Origin of the sequence: Lysinibacillus sp. NPDC098008, from assembly GCF_044760715.1 — a bacterium.
Classification (GTDB): domain Bacteria; phylum Bacillota; class Bacilli; order Bacillales_A; family Planococcaceae; genus Lysinibacillus.
On the sequence record NZ_JBIWBA010000001.1, the window covers coordinates 367,561 to 384,531 of the forward strand.

The following is a 16,971-nucleotide window of genomic DNA, read 5'->3' on the forward strand; positions in this document are numbered from 1 at the left end:
TTTTTACTATGTGTTGTTGTGGCATTCTTATAAGCGGTAAATATTTGTGCAAAATGAAAAAACCCAAAAACAGCTTTCACTGCTTTTGGGATCAATCAGGCATGTTATCAATAGGAACACTGGCTATTTTTCGTTGTAAACGTGTGCAAGTATGGATTTCTCCGATGGATGGAAGCTATAGCTGCGGAAACCTAATTTACTATGGGAAATAATACATTTAGAGATCACTATTCGCGCATTTGCTGTTTGCGTTCCTCTGCCATTTTTAAAAGCTCTGTTGCATGCTGCAATGTTAAATTTGTAATTTCTGCACCAGACATCATACGGCTTACTTCTTCAATTCGTGCATGTTGATCGATTTCTGCTAAAGATGTAAATGTGCGATCATGCTCGACTTCTTTTTTAATAAAGTAATGATGATCTGCCATCGCCGCAACCTGCGGTAAATGCGAAATACATAAAACTTGCGAATTAATGGAAATCGCTGCAATTTTTTCAGCAATTGCCTGTGCTACACGACCACTTACACCTGTATCCACCTCATCAAAAATAATGGATGTAATACCATTAGAGGATGAAAAAATTGTTTTTAATGCAAGCATCATGCGTGATAATTCTCCTCCCGATGCAATTTTTGGTAAGGACTTTGGTGGTTCCCCAACATTTGTAGAGATATAGAAAACAATTTGATCTTTACCATTGGCATCGAAATATGGTAATTCATCGAAATTCACAATAAATTTTGCTTTTTCCATATGTAATTCACGTAGCTCTGCCATAATTGCCTCACTTAACTGTTGAGCAGCAGCTTTACGCACTGTTGAAAGCTGTCCAGCTAGCTCATTTAATGTAGCTTCCATCGCAATCACCTTACGTTCTTTCACCTGCAAAATTTCATCACGATTCAGCAGCTCACTTAACTCAGTTTTAATTTTTTCATAATAGGCTAAAATATCTTCCACTGTTGAACCATACTTGCGCTTTAAATTTTGCAGTAAGGCTAAACGTTGCTCTACCTCATTTAAACGAGCTGGGTCGAATTCCAATTCATCTAAAGCATTTTTCACCTGATAAGCAGCATCCTGTAACGCATAAAAGGCAGTTGTTACCGCTTCAGATGCTTCTTTAAATTGCTCATCCACCGTTGCAGCATCTTCTAATGCATCCATCGCATTCCCAACCCAATCAAGTCCCTTTGACTCCCCTTGAATGGCTTCATAGGCTGCGCTAGAGCGTTCAAAAATTTTATTAAAATTCATCAGACGACGGCGTTCATCTAATAGCTCATCTTCTTCACCAAGCTTTAAATTGGCTTCCTCTAGCTCTTTGATTTGGAATTGGTACAAATCAATGCGTTGTGCCATTAATTGCTCATCAATGGAAATAGAGGCTAGCTCCTTTTTGAGTAAACGGTATTCCTCATACTGTGTACTATAGGACGCCTGAATAGGCATAAGCTGCTCCTCTGCAAAATGGTCAAGTAAATGAATATGTTGCTTCTCATCCATTAGCTCTTGATTTTCATGCTGACCATGAATATCAATTAAGCTAGCTCCAATATCTCTTAGTACCGACAATGGCACAAGTTTACCATTCACACGGCAAACACTTTTGCCAGAATCATGAAGGTCACGACGTAAAATAATGGTATCTTCTTCTATTTCAATGCCAGCTTCCTCTAATTTTTTCAGCACAGGATGATCGGTACTTGAAATTTGAAATAAGCCACCTAATTCTGCTTTTCTTGCGCCATGACGAATAAATTCAGAATTGCCACGTCCACCTGCAAGTAAATGGACAGCATCAATAATAATGGATTTCCCTGCGCCTGTTTCCCCTGTTAATACAGTTAAGCCTTCGGAAAAACTAACAGTTAAATCCTCAATGATGGCAAAGTTTCGAATACTAAGCTCTCTTAACACAAAATGTCACCTCTGAAGTAAATTCCCCGCTATTTTATAGCATATCTAATAAACGTTTTTTTGTATTTTCACGTTCATTTTCATCTCGACAAATAATTAAAATCGTATCGTCCCCTGAAATTGTCCCTAAAATTTCTGGCCAATCTAAATGGTCGAGCAATGAGGCAATCGCATTCGCATTCCCCGGAAGAGCTTTCATCACTAAAAAATGCGATGCACCGTCAATACTAACAAAGGCATCTGCCAATGCACGATGTAATTTTTGAACAGGATTGAAACGTTGGTCAGCGGGCAAGCTATATTTATAACGTCCATCCTGTAATGGTACCTTTACTAAATGTAGCTCTTTAATATCTCTTGATACTGTAGCCTGTGTCACATTATAGCCTGCTTCTTTTAAAAAATCGACTAAATCATCCTGTGTTTCAATCTCATGATTAGCAATAATGTCCCGAATTCGTATATGTCTTTGACTTTTATTCATGATCGTCACCTCTTATAAATAATTAAATATATGTATATTCACACTACCATTTTCAACAAAAAAGCACAAGAAAAAACACGGCTCTTTATATGAGCACGTGTTATTTCAAGGCATTATGCGCTTCTTCTACGAGTGCATTAAATGCTGTATATGCAGGAATTTCTTCCTCCCCGATAGGATTCACTAAATGGAATAAAAATTCAATATTCCCTTCCCCACCTGTAATGGGTGAGAAGGAGGCATCCTTTACCACAAAGCCAAGCTCTGTTGCCATAGTAGCTGTTTTTTCAAGCACTTCAAGATGCACCTTTTTATCGCGAACAATACCTTTTTTACCAACCTTCTCTTTGCCCGCTTCAAACTGAGGCTTCACCAATGCCATGACATCGCCACCTGGCAGTAGCAATGTTTTTAACACTGGTAAAATTAACGATAATGAAATAAAGCTAACATCAATTGTCGCAAAATCAGGCAAACCCTCTGTTAAGTCTGCCGCAGTTGTATAGCGGAAATTCGTTTTCTCCATCACGGTAACACGTTCATCGGAGCGAATTTTCCATGCTAATTGGTTAGAGCCTACATCGAGTGCATAGCAATGTCTTGCACCATGCTGTAAGGCACAATCCGTAAAACCGCCCGTAGAGGAGCCAATATCAAGCATTAGCTTCCCCTCTACAGACATATCAAAAATTTGCAGTGCCTTTTCTAGCTTTAAGCCACCGCGGCTTACATATTTTAAATCAGAGCCCTTTACTTGCAGTGGAGCGTCAATCGCAATTTTTTCGCCTGCCTTATCAATGCGAATTTCATTTGAAAAAACAAGCCCTGCCATAATGGAGCGTTTGGCTTTCTCTCTTGTTTCACACAATCCACGCTCAACAAGTAAAAGGTCTACTCGTTCTTTTGGTTGTTTTGTCATTATTTATTCAAACCTACTTGCTGTTTTTGTTGAAGTAATACATGCATACGTGCCACTGTATCCTCTGCTGTCATATGAATTTCCGCAAGTAGCTGGTCAACATTGCCATGCTCAATATATTGATCTGGAATACCGATACGATCAATTAACGCATGTAAGTAACCATGGTCGTGTGCAAATTCCAATACCCCACTACCAAATCCACCTTGTAAAACAGCTTCCTCAATCGTTAAAATTGGTTTATGGCTAGATAAAATACGATGTAGTATCTCCTCATCCATCGGCTTGATAAAACGCGCATTCACCACTTCAATTTCAATACCTTGCTGTGCCAGCATATCCGCTGCTGCCATTGCCATTGGTATCGTTGTACCAAATGTTAAAATAGCTGCATCTTTCCCCTCACGCAACACTTCCCAGCTACCAATTGGTAAAGCGACAAGCTCCTCATCCAATGGTACACCGATGCCATTACCGCGCGGGTATCTTAAAGCGATTGGACCACCATCATAATCAATCGCTGTTTTCACCATATGCTGACCTTCGTTTTCATCCTTTGGCATCATAATGGTCATATTTGGAATATGGCGTAGGAACGCAATATCAAAGACACCCTGATGTGTTTCCCCATCTGCCCCAACTAAGCCTGCACGATCAATACCGATAAAAACATTTAAGTTTGGACGAGCAATATCATGTAACACTTGGTCATATGCACGCTGCAGAAATGTCGAATAAATCGCTAAAAATGGCTTCATTTTTTGTGTTGCTAAACCTGCTGCCATTGTCGATGCATGCTGCTCAGCAATCCCAACATCAAAGAAACGATTTGGAAAATCCTTTTGAATACCTTGCAGCTTTGAGCCAACAGGCATCGCAGGCGTAATTGTCACAACGCGTTCATCCTCACGGGCAATCTTACGAACCGTTTCCGCAATTAAGCTACTCCATGCAGGGCCTTTTGTTTCCGATTTAACAAAGGCACCATTTTCAATTTTATAGGGTCCTGTGCCATGCCAGTTACCAATTGTATCATCCTCAGCTGGCTTATAGCCTTTGCCTTTTTTTGTAATGACATGAACAAGCACAGGCCCTTTTACTTTTTTGGCATGAGATAATGTTGTTTCAAGCGCCTCAAAATCATGCCCATCAATAGGCCCTAAATATTTAAAGCCTAGCTCCTCAAAAAATACACCCGATACGACTAAATATTTCAGGCTGTCCTTTACACGTTCTGCTGTTGATGCAAGCTTGCCACCAAGCACAGGAATTTTATTCATTAAAGATTCTAGCTCTTCCTTCGCCTTTGAATATTCCTTTGCAGTCCGTAAACGTCCTAATACATTGTGTAAAGCCCCAACATTGGGCGCAATGGACATTTCATTATCATTTAAGATAACAATCATATTTGTTTTGGCATGACCAATATGATTTAAAGCTTCTAGTGCCATGCCACCTGTTAATGCACCATCCCCAATAATCGGAATAACAAAGTTTTTGTCTTTCTTAATATCACGTGCTGCTGCCATACCCATGGCTGCTGATAAGGACGTCGAGCTATGACCTGTTTCCCACTCATCATGTTCACTCTCCACGCGCTTTGGAAATCCACAAAGCCCTTTGAACTGACGTAGTGTGTCAAATTGACTCGCACGACCTGTTAAAATTTTATGCACGTAAGCTTGGTGGCCCACATCCCATAAAAACTTATCCTTTGGACTGTCAAACATTTTATGCAGCATAATCGTTAGCTCTACAACCCCTAAATTGGGTCCAATATGCCCACCTGTGACAGAACATTTTTCAATTAAGAAGGTACGAATATCTTGTGCAAGCTGCTCAAGCTCCCTCTTATTTAAGTTTTTTAAAAAGGATGGACTAGTTATTTTATTTAAATCCACCTTTCTCACACACCTTTTCAATAAAATATTCACCGTAATTGTGTTTCCACCATTATAACAGTGTTATCAATATGCTAAAAGCATGAACCCTTCATTGTTTGGCATTTTGCAAATGTTCTCACCTATTCTAGCATATTCTTTTCCTTTAACGCCTTGATTTTTCTCTTAGTTTTTACGATGAACAATATAAGATGCAAAATCACGCAATAAGCTGGCATCTATTGATAATTGATCCAGCGCATGAATGGCATGTTGATAATGCTCCTCCAGCTTTGCTTTGGCTCCCTCTAATGTTAAAAGAGCTGGATATGTGCTTTTATCACTAGCCACATCCTTTCCAGCTGTTTTGCCAAGCTCTTCTGTTGTGCCTTCAATATCTAAAATATCATCTTGAATCTGGAAGGCTAGACCAATATGATGTGCATACTCTTTTAAGATTGTACGATCTTGCGCCGAAACATCCGCTAATACTGCTCCCGCTTCAATACTAAATCGCAACAGCGCACCTGTTTTATTAACATGCACCTGCTCAAGCTCTTCCAAATTAAGCTGACGTTGCTCACCTTCCATATCAAGCACCTGTCCGCCAACCATGCCCTCTGCTCCTGCTGCAACACTTAATAGTTCGACAAGCTCCATGCGTTTTTCAGCAGCAATATCCATACGTGCTAAAATACCGAATGCAAGTGTATTTAAGGCATCACCTGCAAGCGTGGCAAGTGCCTCTCCATATACTTTATGGTTCGTTGGCTTGCCCCTTCTAAAATCATCATTATCCATGCTTGGTAAATCATCATGGATTAAAGAATACGTATGAATAATTTCAATCACAGCGCCTACCGTGAAGCCATCCTGTAAATGTTGACGATAGAGCTCAAGTACCGCTACTACAAAAAGTGGTCGAATACGCTTACCACCAGCCTTTAAAGAATAGAGCATCGAGTCCTTTAAATTAGCGGGCGCCTCAATTTTTTCAACAAGCGCAAACATTGTTTCTTCAATTTGTGGTGTATTGCTTTCGATAAAATATTTTAATGATTCATTCATTGGCTAGCTCTCTCCCTTTAATGGATCAAATGCTGTTGTTTCACCATTTTCTTGTACAATGGATACTAACTGTTCCTCTGCATGTTGCAGCTTATAATGGCAAAACTTTGATAGCTCCATTCCTTGCTTATATAAATCAATGGCATTTTCCAACGGCACATCGCCTTGTTCTAGCTGTCGAACAATTTCTTCTAGTGCTGCCATCGCCTCTGCAAACGTTTGTTGTTTTTCTGTCACAACGATTCCCCCTCATTCTTTGGCAAGATATTCGTCACTTCAGCCATTACCTGCCCATCATGGAAGGTCAGTGTTAGCTGATCCTGCTTTTGCACCTCATTAGCTGATTGAATCACCTGCTGATCTTTAGAGGCTACTGTAAAGCCTCGTGTTAAAATCGCCAGTGGATTTAAAGCTTCCAGTGTTCTAACCGTTGCCTCAAATTGCTGCTGCTGCCTTGTCACATAATACGTTACAGCGCGTGTTAATTGTTGCACTTGCGCTTCAAGCTCCCGTTGATGGAAGGCCAGTGCTTTTTTAGGTGAATGCTGCTCCACCGCACTATGTAACTGCTGAAGTTGCGCCGTTTTTCTCATTAAATCTACCTGCATCGCTTTTTGCAAGTCCGTATCAAGCTGTGCCAACTTTTCCGTAAATGGTCGGTAGAGTCTTTCGGGCATTGCCAAAGGGTACGACTGTTGGAGCTTATTTAGACGCTGTCGCTCAGCCAGAAGTTGCGACCGAACCATTTGATAAAGCTGTGATTGCTGTGTAAGCACCCGCTGATAAAGCTCCATTTGGTCTGGCACAGCTATTTCAGCTGCTGCTGTTGGTGTAGGTGCACGTAAATCAGCGACATAATCTGCAATAGTTGTATCTGTTTCATGACCAACTGCACTAATAATAGGAATGCGACTGTCAAAAATGGCGCGTGCTACAATCTCCTCATTAAAAGCCCATAAATCTTCAATGGAGCCTCCACCTCGTCCAACAATTAGCACATCACATTGTGCATCCATATTGGCACGTTCAATATTTTCCACAATATTAGGTGCTGCCTGTGCTCCTTGAACAAGCGTTGGGTAGATCAGCACTTTCGCAAGCGGGTAACGTCTGTTTAACGTTGTACAAATATCCCGAATCGCCGCTCCTGTTGTGGATGTTAAGACACCAATTGTTTCAGGAAATGTTGGAATTGACTGTTTCCACTCAGGCTTGAATAGCCCTTCTTTTTGTAGCTGTTCTTTTAATTGATGAAAGGCAACAAATAAGCTACCAATGCCATCAGGCTGCATTTCCTGCACATAGAGCTGGTAGGCTCCATAGTTTTCGTAAACGTTTACATCACCGCGAATAAATACTTGCATGCCTTCCTTTGGTTCAAATGCTAATTTTGTAGCTGCGGTTTTAAACATTGTAGCCGCAATTCGTGCTCCATCATCCTTTAATGTAAAGTAAATATGACCTGATTGATGAAGCTTCACATTTGATAGCTCACCCTTTACATACACCTCACGTAAATGTGGATCAGCATCAAATTTTCGTTTAATATATTTTGTTAATGCTTTTACTGTTAAATAAGAAGCAGAGGACATATTTTCGGCTCCTTTACTAAAATCAAGTTTTTCGCAAAACTACACCTATCATACCATTTTTTATGGTGATTGACGTGTCAAAATGCAGTTTCGCTAGAAAAAATAGTTGTCTTGTACGCTACTGACAACCAACTATAGCATATTCACATGCTTTCTCACTATTAGAAACCGTTGAGGATAATACATCACAGAAAAAGTTCCACATTTACGCTCTAAAAGTCATCTTAAAATGAAACATAAGCTCTTCTATTTCGTTACTATGGAACAATGCTAAAAGGCATCGAGAAATTTAAGCTCGATGCCTTTAGCAACAGTCTAAAGGCCTCTCAAAACAACCGTTGAAATGACCTTTCCTATCATATTTATTTTGCAAGCGTATTTTCAGCTGCTTGCACTGTGTTGAATAGTAACATTGTGATGGTCATTGGACCAACACCGCCTGGTACAGGAGTAATAGCAGATGCAACACCTTCTACCTCTGTAAAGTTTACATCGCCACAAAGCTTGTTATTGTCGTCACGGTTAATACCAACATCAATCACAACCGCCCCCTCTTTTACATGCTCTTTTGTAATAAAGTTTGCACGTCCCACAGCAGCTATCAAAATATCTGCTTGCTTTGTAAATGAAGGTAAATCTGGCGTTTTAGAATGTGTATACGTCACCGTTGCATCCTTTTGCAATAATAGTTGTCCCATTGGCTTACCAACGATATGACTGCGCCCTACGATAACAGCATGCTTGCCTGCGATGTCAATTCCTGAATACTCAAGAAGCTTCATCACGCCAAATGGTGTACAAGGTAAAAATGTTTCTTGGCCAAGCATCATTTTCCCAACGCTAACAGGTGAGAAGCCATCCACATCTTTCTCAACAGCGATTGTCGCAATCACTGTATCCTCATCAATATGCTTTGGCAGTGGCAATTGTACTAAAATACCATGAATATCCTCACGTTGATTGAGTAATTGAATTTGTGTTAATAATTCCTCTTGTGTCGTTTCCTCTGGCAGTTTTACAAGCTCTGAAAACATCCCAATCGCTTCACAAGATTTTTGTTTATTTCTCACATATGTAGCTGAGGCTTGGTTATCTCCAACTAAAACAACCGCTAAGCCAGGTGTTACCCCGCGCTCCTTTAGACGGTTAACGCGCTCCGCTACCGCATTACGAATTTCTTGACCAATTTCTTTACCATTAATAATTGTACTCGACATAAACCTTCGTTACTCCTTCCAATTCAACACATTATTCTTGTTCTGTAAATTTAGAAAGTACACCATTGACGAATTTAGATGACCCATCATCGCCAAATGTTTTACATAACTCAATTGCTTCATTCAGCACTACTCTTTTTGGTGTTTCAGGCATGTACAATAGCTCGTATACAGCTAGGCGTAAAACCGTTCTTTCAATTTTCGGCAGACGAGCAAGTGACCACTTTTCAAGATGCTGCTCTAAAGTAGCATCAATTTCCTCCAAATGTTCAGCTGTTCCAGTAACAATCTTTTCGTAGAAGACATTTGTCGGTTGACCTTTAATATGGGCCATTGCTTCTTCAACTGTTAAATCTGTATTGTCTAGCTGAAACAATACTTGCAACGCTTTTTCGCGTGCCTCATGTCGTTTCATGTAAAGCTCTCCTTCTTAAGTGGCATTAACGTTTATAATAGCATAAAATCGCCAGAGAAACACGATTTCAAGCAAGTTTTCAATAATCTGAAACCTTTTTTTACCTAAATTAACTATTTATTTTTCACCAATCAAGTAGCAGCATTGCACACAGACAATTGGCGATTCCTCATGAAGAAGCTTTTCCTAAAACCTCAAGCAATGAAAAAATATAAACAAATCCTTTGACCCTATAGTTACTATAGGGGTTATTGTATTACATGGACATATTCTAGATATCGTTTTAAAGGAGAAAGTTATGAGCAAGAAACAACATGTAACACTAGCAATTTTATTATCCAATCTCTTTATTGCCTTTTTAGGTATTGGCTTAGTAATTCCTGTACTGCCAACTCTTATGAATGAGCTTCATATTTCAGGCTCTGTCGTTGGCTTTATGGTAGCAGCCTTTGCCATTACACAGCTAATTGTATCGCCAATTGCAGGGAAATTGGTCGATCGTATCGGTCGTAAAGTCATGATTGTCGCAGGTCTTTTTATTTTTGGTCTTTCAGAGCTACTATTTGGGCTTGGCCGCTCAGTTGAAGTTTTATTTATCTCTCGTATGCTAGGTGGCATTAGCGCAGCCTTTATTATGCCAGCGGTAACTGCCTATATTGCGGATATTACAACAATGGCACAGCGTCCAAAGGCTCTTGGCTATATGAGTGCAGCAATTAGTACAGGGTTTATTATTGGGCCTGGGCTTGGTGGATTTTTAGCTGAATATGGGACACGTATTCCCTTTTATGCTGCTGGGGTACTAGGCTTTATCGCCGCCCTTCTATCACTATCATTCTTAAAGGAACCAACGCGTGTTGAAGACAAGGAGGAGGCTACACCTTCTATGCTTGGCAGCGTCAAGCGAGTGTTTACCCCGCTTTATTTTATTCCATTTATTCTTATTTTTGTGCTATCGTTTGGTCTTGCAGCCTTCGAATCGCTTTTTAGCTTATTTGTTGACCATAAATTTGCCTTCACACCAACAGATATCGCCATTATTATTACAGGAAGCGGTATTATTGGTGCATTGGCACAATTAATGCTATTTGATTGGCTAACAAAGAAAATGGGAGAAATCAATGTTATTCGCTACTCGCTTATTTTATCAGCTGTTTTAACATTTGCGATGACGATTGTTAGTCATTATTTCGCTATATTATTTGTGACATTCTTTATTTTTGTAGGCTTCGACTTAATACGCCCTGCCATTACATCCTATTTATCTAAAATCGCAGGCAATGAGCAAGGCTTTGTTGGGGGCATGAACTCCATGTTTACAAGCCTTGGCAATATATTCGGACCTATTTTAGGTGGTAAATTATTCGATATCGATTTAAACTATCCATATTATTTTGCAACCATCGTTTTAGCGCTTGGCGTAATATTAGCGATGTTTTGGCGAAAGCCCAAACATATTGAATTATAAGACAAAGGATTGCCCCTTATCATAGGAAGTGGGTTCATCTATATCACATAAAATACCTCTAAGGTGAGTGTGTACACACAACGTCATTTTAGAGGTTTTTCTATGCTCACAGACAGAAGAGAAATAGATTTATTTCACTTCTGTCTGAAATTTAGGTAAAATAAACCAGAAGATGTATTTTCACAACTTGGGAGGTGCTACGTTATGCGAAGAAGTAAGCGATTTAACCTGGTAGTTGCAGCCACTATTCTTGCCCTTTGTATAACTGGTATTCTATTTTATGCAGAATATGGAACAAAGAGTCTTGTAGATGAACTCGTTACAAACCCTGATAAATTTGAAGAAGTTGTTGACAGTATTACTGTTTGGGAAATGAATGGTGGTGTCGATAACAAAAGTATATTAATCGCAACTAAAGAGGATGCGTTATATAAGGAAGTACGCAGCATGTTAAATAATTGGGAGGTAAAGCGGACATTATTTAAAAGCTCGGATGCTTCGAACTCCTATTATAAAATAGTTTTCACTGATAACGATCATCCTACTAATCCCATTAATCTATTAATTTCTAAAGATGAAATGCTGAACATTCACGCAAAAGAATATGAACTTGTTAAAGGCGATTTAGATGACTTACTTAAAATTACTAACTAACTTCCTAAAAGCAAAGGATGATTCAAAAGACATCATTCATCAGCAATTTAGGCTACTTAACTCCGTAGAATACGGTTACTAAGTAGCCTAATTAAATGTGTTATGTTATTTTATCAAATTGCTTATTTATGATTCCTGTGCTGTTGCTTCTTCTTTTTCAAAATGAATGCCTGTAATATGTACATTCACTTCCGCTGTTTCGAGTGCCGTCATATGAAAAATTGCTTGACGTATTTGCGTTTGTACTTCCTTTGCGACCTTAGGAATGGTATATCCATATTTCACAGAGCAAAATACATCGATTGCAATATCACCAGTTTCTGTTACACCTGATTTAATGCCTTTATTGTGTACTTTTTTGCCAAAACGTTCAGCAACACCTGTAGCAATATTGCCACGCGTTGCAGCAATACCTTCAACCTCATTTACTGCGATTCCCGCTACAATCTCGATTACTTCAGCCGCAACCTCTATTTTCCCCAGCTCTTCTTTTCCAGAAGGTGTTGGTTGTACGAAAGATTGTCCTACTTTCTCTGCCATACAAATATCATCCTTTCCCTTGCACATCACAAACAAATGCTGTACTTACATTTATTATACTATAAAAAAGAACGTTTGGCTGTCGAAAGCCATTTTATCCGATAAATTTAAAAAATTGGGCGATAAAGCCTATTTTTTATTCGATAACTTTCACAATCTAATCAATACATTTAACACCAGTAATTCAAATAAACAAAAACCTCCTAACTACTAAAAGTTAGAAGGTTTTAAAATCGCAAACGCTTACTTAACTGATTCAGCTACACCTAACACATCATTCTCTTCCAAGAACTTTGTATTGAATTGTGCGGATTTGAAGACATCATTGTTCATCAGTGCTTGGTGGAATGGAATCGTTGTATGAATACCAGGGCCCGCTACTTCGAATTCGCTAAGGGCACGGTTCATTTTCGCAATCGCCTCTTCACGTGTATCTGCATGCACAATCAGCTTTGCGACCATTGAATCGTAGTATGGTGGAATCGTATAGCCTGCATACACAGCCGAATCAATACGAACGCCATAGCCACCTGGTGTCACATAGGTTTCCACCGTGCCTGCTGATGGCATAAAGTTTTTATAGGCATTCTCTGCATTAATACGGCATTCAATCGCCCAACCCTTTATTTGAATATCCTCTTGTTGAAATGGTAATGCCTCACCAGAGGCAATCTTTAATTGTTGCTGGACAAGGTCAACGCCTGTAATCATTTCTGTGACAGGATGCTCTACTTGGATACGTGTATTCATTTCCATAAAGTAGAACTTGTCCTCCTGATAATCGTAAATAAACTCAATTGTCCCTGCACCTTCATAGTTACATGCTTTTGCTGCTTTGACCGCTGCCTCGCCCATTTCTGCGCGACGCTCCTCCGATAATGCTGGGGATGGCGCTTCCTCCACTAGCTTTTGCATACGACGCTGTACCGTGCAGTCACGCTCGCCTAAATGCACCACATTGCCATGGCTATCTGCAAGCACTTGGATTTCACAGTGACGGAAATACTCGATAAATTTCTCTAAATACACGCCCGGGTTGCCGAATGCTGCAGCCGCCTCTTTTTGCGTAATATCAATGCCTTTGACAAGGTCTTCCTCTGTACGCGCGACACGAATCCCTTTTCCGCCGCCGCCAGCCGTTGCTTTAATAATGACAGGGTAGCCGATGTTCGCTGCCCACTCTTTTCCTGTTTCAATATCGGGTACAATGCCTGTCCCCGGCACAAGCGGCACGCCTGCTGCTTCCATTGTTGTGCGAGCAACATCCTTAATCCCCATAATTTTAATGGAGTCAGAGGATGGTCCGATAAATTTAATGCCTGCGTTTTCACACGCCTCTGCAAAATCAGCATTTTCAGCGACAAATCCGTAACCTGGATGGATCCCATTTGCCCCTGTTTTTTCAGCCACACTTAGCAGGGCTGGAAAACTAAGGTATGAATCTTTTGATAATTTTGGTCCGATACAATATGCTTCATCGGCTAATTTCACATGTAATGCGTCTGCATCTGCCTCCGAGTAGACAGCCACCGATTGAATGCCTAGCTCTTTACAAGCACGAATAATACGCACAGCGATTTCGCCGCGGTTGGCAATTAACACTTTTTTCATGGGTTTTGCACTCCTTACTCAGCTTTTACAAGGAATAATGGTTGACCGTATTCTACTAATTCTCCGTCTTTTACAAGCACTTCAACGATTTCCCCTTGTACCTCTGCTTCGATTTCGTTGAATAATTTCATCGCCTCTACGATACATACAATTGTTTCGTTGCCTACTTTGTCCCCTACTTTTACATAAGCTGGTGAATCTGGGTTTGGTGCTTGATAGAACGTCCCAACCATTGGAGATACAATTTTATGTAACGATGGGTCATTGGTTGCAGGTGCTGCAGCTGGCGCTTCCTCTACCTTAGCTGGCGCTGGTGCTGCTGGTGCTTCTACTGGTGCAGTTTGTTGTACAACAGGAGCCGCTACTTCCTTTTTAGGTGCTACAGTTTCTGTCACTACAGCATTATTTTTCTTTAATTTTACTTTTGCGCCATCTACTTCATAAACAAACTCATCAATGGAAGACGCATCGACTAATTTAATAATTTCACGAATTTCTTGAATTTTGAACATTTCTAACTCTCCTTCTGAAATAAAATCTACTACCACTAACTATTCTATATTTTTTCGAATCAATTTGAAATAGTTAAATGAAAATTAAGTAAATATGAACAAAATAAAAGGCTTTCTTTTACTAAACGAAAGCCTTTTCATAGCGCTGCTATATAACAATGTTTTAAAAGCAAACTAAATATTTGTACTTTTCTGCACTTTTTAATAATTATTAGCACTGAACTTTACTTGTACATCACTCGCGCCTTCCATCTCTGTTCTAACAAGATAAATAATTTCATTTGCTTGCGCCTTTGATAGTTCCTCCGCCATCACTGTAACAGAAATTTTTTCGCCGTCAGCACGAACAAATGCATCAGAATAACCTAATGATTTAATGAGCATTTCAAGCATCGCTTCTGCTGATTCGCGCTTAATCAGACCATCCATTTCATTAAATGCCTCGTTTTTCTCCTCAGCAGAATATTCCTCTGATGCAATTTTTTGAGTTAATTGCTCACGAAGCTGACTTCTTTCATCACTAACTTGCATACGCATTTCTTCAAATAGATGACTTGGTGAGGATACTTCTTGTGTGACATCGTTTGTTGCTTCCTGATCTGTTACACCTGTTACGGCTGTTTGCTGTAATGTATCATCCGTAAAAATAGTAAGCCCATTAAACTGCTTTGCTGGATCAACCAAATAATAGACTGAAATAACTGCTACTAAACTTAATAATGTCATAAACCAAACTGTTCTTCTACGTACGCGCATTTACTTTTCCTCCTTATTTTCCATTGGAACAATAATAATTCGATGAATTGGCAGCTGCATCACCTGACTCACAACTGCACGAATTTCATTTTTCACAAAAATATCGGACGCACCTTCTGACACAACTAACATACCTGTTACGTTTTTTGTGCCCTGCTCAGTCCCTCGAAAATATTGGCTAAATAGTTTATTGTCACCCTGCTCATCTGTCATCTCTCCATAATAAAAATAGACTTTGACCTCCCCAACACCTTCCATAGCCTTTAATGTTTGTTCCAATTTTTCTTCATTTGTGAGCGGCGATTGCTTGTCGTTTGTTGAATTCGTTTGATACATTGGTAAAATGATGAAAATTCCCACGGAGGCAGTTATAAGTATGAAAACCATCAATGACGTTGTTTTTTTGCGTGTCTTTTCCACATCACTTGTACATGGCCTCCTTTCATCTTCTCTTTTTCAAGTGTATGTACGCTTGTTTCTTCCTATGAATTGATAAATGGAATCTTTAATAGCAATTGTAAAAATACTAATGTAATGACCAATTTGGTGAGTGAAATGATATCTTTATCATCCGTTAAAAAGACAAATAGCTGGCATATAAAAAGCAATGCTACTAACAGAATCACTCTATCTCCCCCCTGCCATTACTTGTACAAACACAATCAGGAAAAAACAAGAAAACATAAATGAAAAAGCAATCAAAAATGATACAGCACATAGCGTAAAGAGTGATTTACTTACTTGATCAAGCAATCGACAAATATCATCAAAAGCAATCGGCTCTAAAATAGCAGCCAGCATTTTTAATGAATAGGCACTAACAATTAGTTGAATGGTTGGAATAAAGGACACTGTAATAACAGCGATAAAGGCACTAATACTTGTAATGGAGGATGTAAATTGTGTCATATGCTGAAACATGGAAAAGCTATCAACAATAAAAGACCCGACAACAGGAATATTTTCTTCAATTAATTTTTTAACAGGCTCTGCTACAGCGGCATTGACACTAAATGCTGCTACACCGCTTGCCGTCATTAATAGCACATAGCATATAACAGAGGCAGAAACGATGCTCATAATCGTAAAGCGAATCAATTCTGCGATACGTGTAAAAGATATTTCTTTCACAATGACACTGCATACATCAAAAACAATGGCAAAAAGCACGCCAGGAATAAGCCATTTACTGCTAACAATTGTAAGAACTTGTACAAAAAACAGTAAAAAGGGCTGCCAAGAGGCAATGGCTGTAATACTGCTGGATAGCAGAAAGCTTGACGTTAGAATCGGGTAGAATGCTGTAAATAAATGGGCTAGTCCTTGTGCAATTTCATCAATTAATGTAAAGGAATTAACAATAACAGGACCAATCGTTGCTAAAACAATTAGAAAAAAGAGTATCCTTGTCCCTTTTTCAAATGCTGGTATGACCATATTGACAATTAATATAATGACGACATAGCTGCATAACATGAGTGTCATCTTGAGCAAGAGAAAGAATGGGTCGATTAAAAACGATAGTATTTGCTCCTGCAATGGCCTCGCTCCTTAGTTTAGCCTTTGTAAAATAGACGACACCTCCTGTAGAACAGCCAAAAATTCTTTGAACCAATACATCAAAATCACAATCTTCGCTGCGGCAAAAACGATGTTCCCGAGCACTTTATAGTGATGCTCTACAAGCAGCAATGACACCCATTGTCCTACATAGAACAAGCTAGCACTTATTAAAATCGCTTTTGCATAAGGCAGAAACGCCAAGGTTTCTAAAAGCTGCTTCATAAATGGCAATAAAAGTGTCGAGAACAACATGCTAAAAAGCAAAAATGAAAACATAACACTAATTAGCGCATGGAGTGGCTGTATAACTTCTTTTATCAGCAGTAATAAAAGCAGCATGACAACAGCAACAAGTACAATTTCCATCTAC

General features: G+C 39.4%; 19 protein-coding genes. 2 read left to right on the top strand and 17 right to left on the bottom strand.

What is annotated here, in order from left to right:
• Positions 1-227 precede the first annotated feature (227 nt).
• The 9 genes from recN to nusB form a co-directional block, all read right to left on the bottom strand.
• Positions 228-1,922, bottom strand: a complete 1,695-nt coding sequence (gene recN / locus ACIQVU_RS01790; RefSeq protein WP_340806330.1) for a DNA repair protein RecN — start codon at positions 1,920-1,922, stop codon at positions 228-230.
• A 34-nt stretch (positions 1,923-1,956) separates the two neighbouring features.
• Positions 1,957-2,406, bottom strand: a complete 450-nt coding sequence (ahrC, locus tag ACIQVU_RS01795; protein WP_340806331.1) for a transcriptional regulator AhrC/ArgR — start codon at positions 2,404-2,406, stop codon at positions 1,957-1,959.
• A 100-nt stretch (positions 2,407-2,506) separates the two neighbouring features.
• Positions 2,507-3,325, bottom strand: a complete 819-nt coding sequence (locus tag ACIQVU_RS01800; RefSeq protein WP_340806332.1) for a TlyA family RNA methyltransferase — start codon at positions 3,323-3,325, stop codon at positions 2,507-2,509.
• Positions 3,325-5,226, bottom strand: a complete 1,902-nt coding sequence (dxs, locus tag ACIQVU_RS01805) for a 1-deoxy-D-xylulose-5-phosphate synthase (RefSeq protein ID WP_340806333.1) — start codon at positions 5,224-5,226, stop codon at positions 3,325-3,327. The genes ACIQVU_RS01800 and dxs overlap by 1 nt, the downstream gene beginning before the upstream one ends.
• A gap of 165 nt (positions 5,227-5,391) precedes the next feature.
• Entirely contained in the window at positions 5,392-6,273 is an 882-nt protein-coding gene (locus ACIQVU_RS01810) for a polyprenyl synthetase family protein (RefSeq protein WP_340806334.1), read from the bottom strand.
• 3 nt (positions 6,274-6,276) lie between these two features.
• Entirely contained in the window at positions 6,277-6,510 is a 234-nt protein-coding gene (locus ACIQVU_RS01815; protein ID WP_340806335.1) for an exodeoxyribonuclease VII small subunit, read from the bottom strand.
• The gene (gene xseA / locus ACIQVU_RS01820) at positions 6,507-7,865 is read right to left on the bottom strand and encodes an exodeoxyribonuclease VII large subunit (protein ID WP_402893481.1); all 1,359 of its coding nucleotides are present in this window, start codon (positions 7,863-7,865) and stop codon (positions 6,507-6,509) included. The genes ACIQVU_RS01815 and xseA overlap by 4 nt, the downstream gene beginning before the upstream one ends.
• A 362-nt stretch (positions 7,866-8,227) precedes the next feature.
• Complete coding sequence (gene folD / locus ACIQVU_RS01825; protein ID WP_340806337.1) at positions 8,228-9,082, bottom strand: bifunctional methylenetetrahydrofolate dehydrogenase/methenyltetrahydrofolate cyclohydrolase FolD; 855 nt, start codon at positions 9,080-9,082, stop codon at positions 8,228-8,230.
• Positions 9,083-9,113: 31 nt separating this feature from the next.
• Positions 9,114-9,497 (bottom strand): transcription antitermination factor NusB, encoded by a 384-nt coding sequence (gene nusB, locus ACIQVU_RS01830; RefSeq protein WP_340806339.1) that lies wholly within the window; start codon positions 9,495-9,497, stop codon positions 9,114-9,116.
• 298 nt (positions 9,498-9,795) lie between these two features.
• Here nusB and ACIQVU_RS01835 point away from each other — a divergent pair, with 298 nt between their 5' ends.
• Both ACIQVU_RS01835 and ACIQVU_RS01840 read left to right on the top strand, forming a co-directional pair.
• Positions 9,796-10,965 (top strand): MFS transporter, encoded by a 1,170-nt coding sequence (locus ACIQVU_RS01835; protein WP_402893484.1) that lies wholly within the window; start codon positions 9,796-9,798, stop codon positions 10,963-10,965.
• Positions 10,966-11,169: 204 nt separating this feature from the next.
• Complete coding sequence (locus ACIQVU_RS01840) at positions 11,170-11,619, top strand: hypothetical protein (protein WP_402893487.1); 450 nt, start codon at positions 11,170-11,172, stop codon at positions 11,617-11,619.
• 126 nt (positions 11,620-11,745) lie between these two features.
• Here the strand turns inward: ACIQVU_RS01840 and ACIQVU_RS01845 are convergent, their stop codons facing one another.
• From ACIQVU_RS01845 to ACIQVU_RS01880, 8 genes are all read right to left on the bottom strand, one after another.
• Entirely contained in the window at positions 11,746-12,159 is a 414-nt protein-coding gene (locus ACIQVU_RS01845; RefSeq protein WP_340806344.1) for an Asp23/Gls24 family envelope stress response protein, read from the bottom strand.
• A 243-nt stretch (positions 12,160-12,402) separates the two neighbouring features.
• A complete protein-coding gene (accC, locus tag ACIQVU_RS01850; RefSeq protein ID WP_340806346.1) occupies positions 12,403-13,770 on the bottom strand; it encodes an acetyl-CoA carboxylase biotin carboxylase subunit in 1,368 nt (455 codons plus the stop codon).
• A 14-nt stretch (positions 13,771-13,784) separates the two neighbouring features.
• The gene (gene accB / locus ACIQVU_RS01855) at positions 13,785-14,282 is read right to left on the bottom strand and encodes an acetyl-CoA carboxylase biotin carboxyl carrier protein (protein WP_340806347.1); all 498 of its coding nucleotides are present in this window, start codon (positions 14,280-14,282) and stop codon (positions 13,785-13,787) included.
• Positions 14,283-14,483: 201 nt separating this feature from the next.
• Entirely contained in the window at positions 14,484-15,038 is a 555-nt protein-coding gene (locus ACIQVU_RS01860) for a SpoIIIAH-like family protein (protein WP_340806348.1), read from the bottom strand.
• Complete coding sequence (locus ACIQVU_RS01865) at positions 15,039-15,458, bottom strand: hypothetical protein (RefSeq protein WP_402893492.1); 420 nt, start codon at positions 15,456-15,458, stop codon at positions 15,039-15,041.
• 62 nt (positions 15,459-15,520) lie between these two features.
• The gene (locus ACIQVU_RS01870; RefSeq protein WP_402893494.1) at positions 15,521-15,664 is read right to left on the bottom strand and encodes a hypothetical protein; all 144 of its coding nucleotides are present in this window, start codon (positions 15,662-15,664) and stop codon (positions 15,521-15,523) included.
• Between the two features lies 1 nt (position 15,665).
• Positions 15,666-16,577: a stage III sporulation protein AE gene (locus tag ACIQVU_RS01875; protein WP_402893496.1), complete on the bottom strand. Its 912-nt coding sequence runs from the start codon at positions 16,575-16,577 to the stop codon at positions 15,666-15,668.
• 12 nt (positions 16,578-16,589) lie between these two features.
• Positions 16,590-16,967: a hypothetical protein gene (locus ACIQVU_RS01880; protein WP_340806352.1), complete on the bottom strand. Its 378-nt coding sequence runs from the start codon at positions 16,965-16,967 to the stop codon at positions 16,590-16,592.
• Positions 16,968-16,971 lie beyond the last annotated feature (4 nt).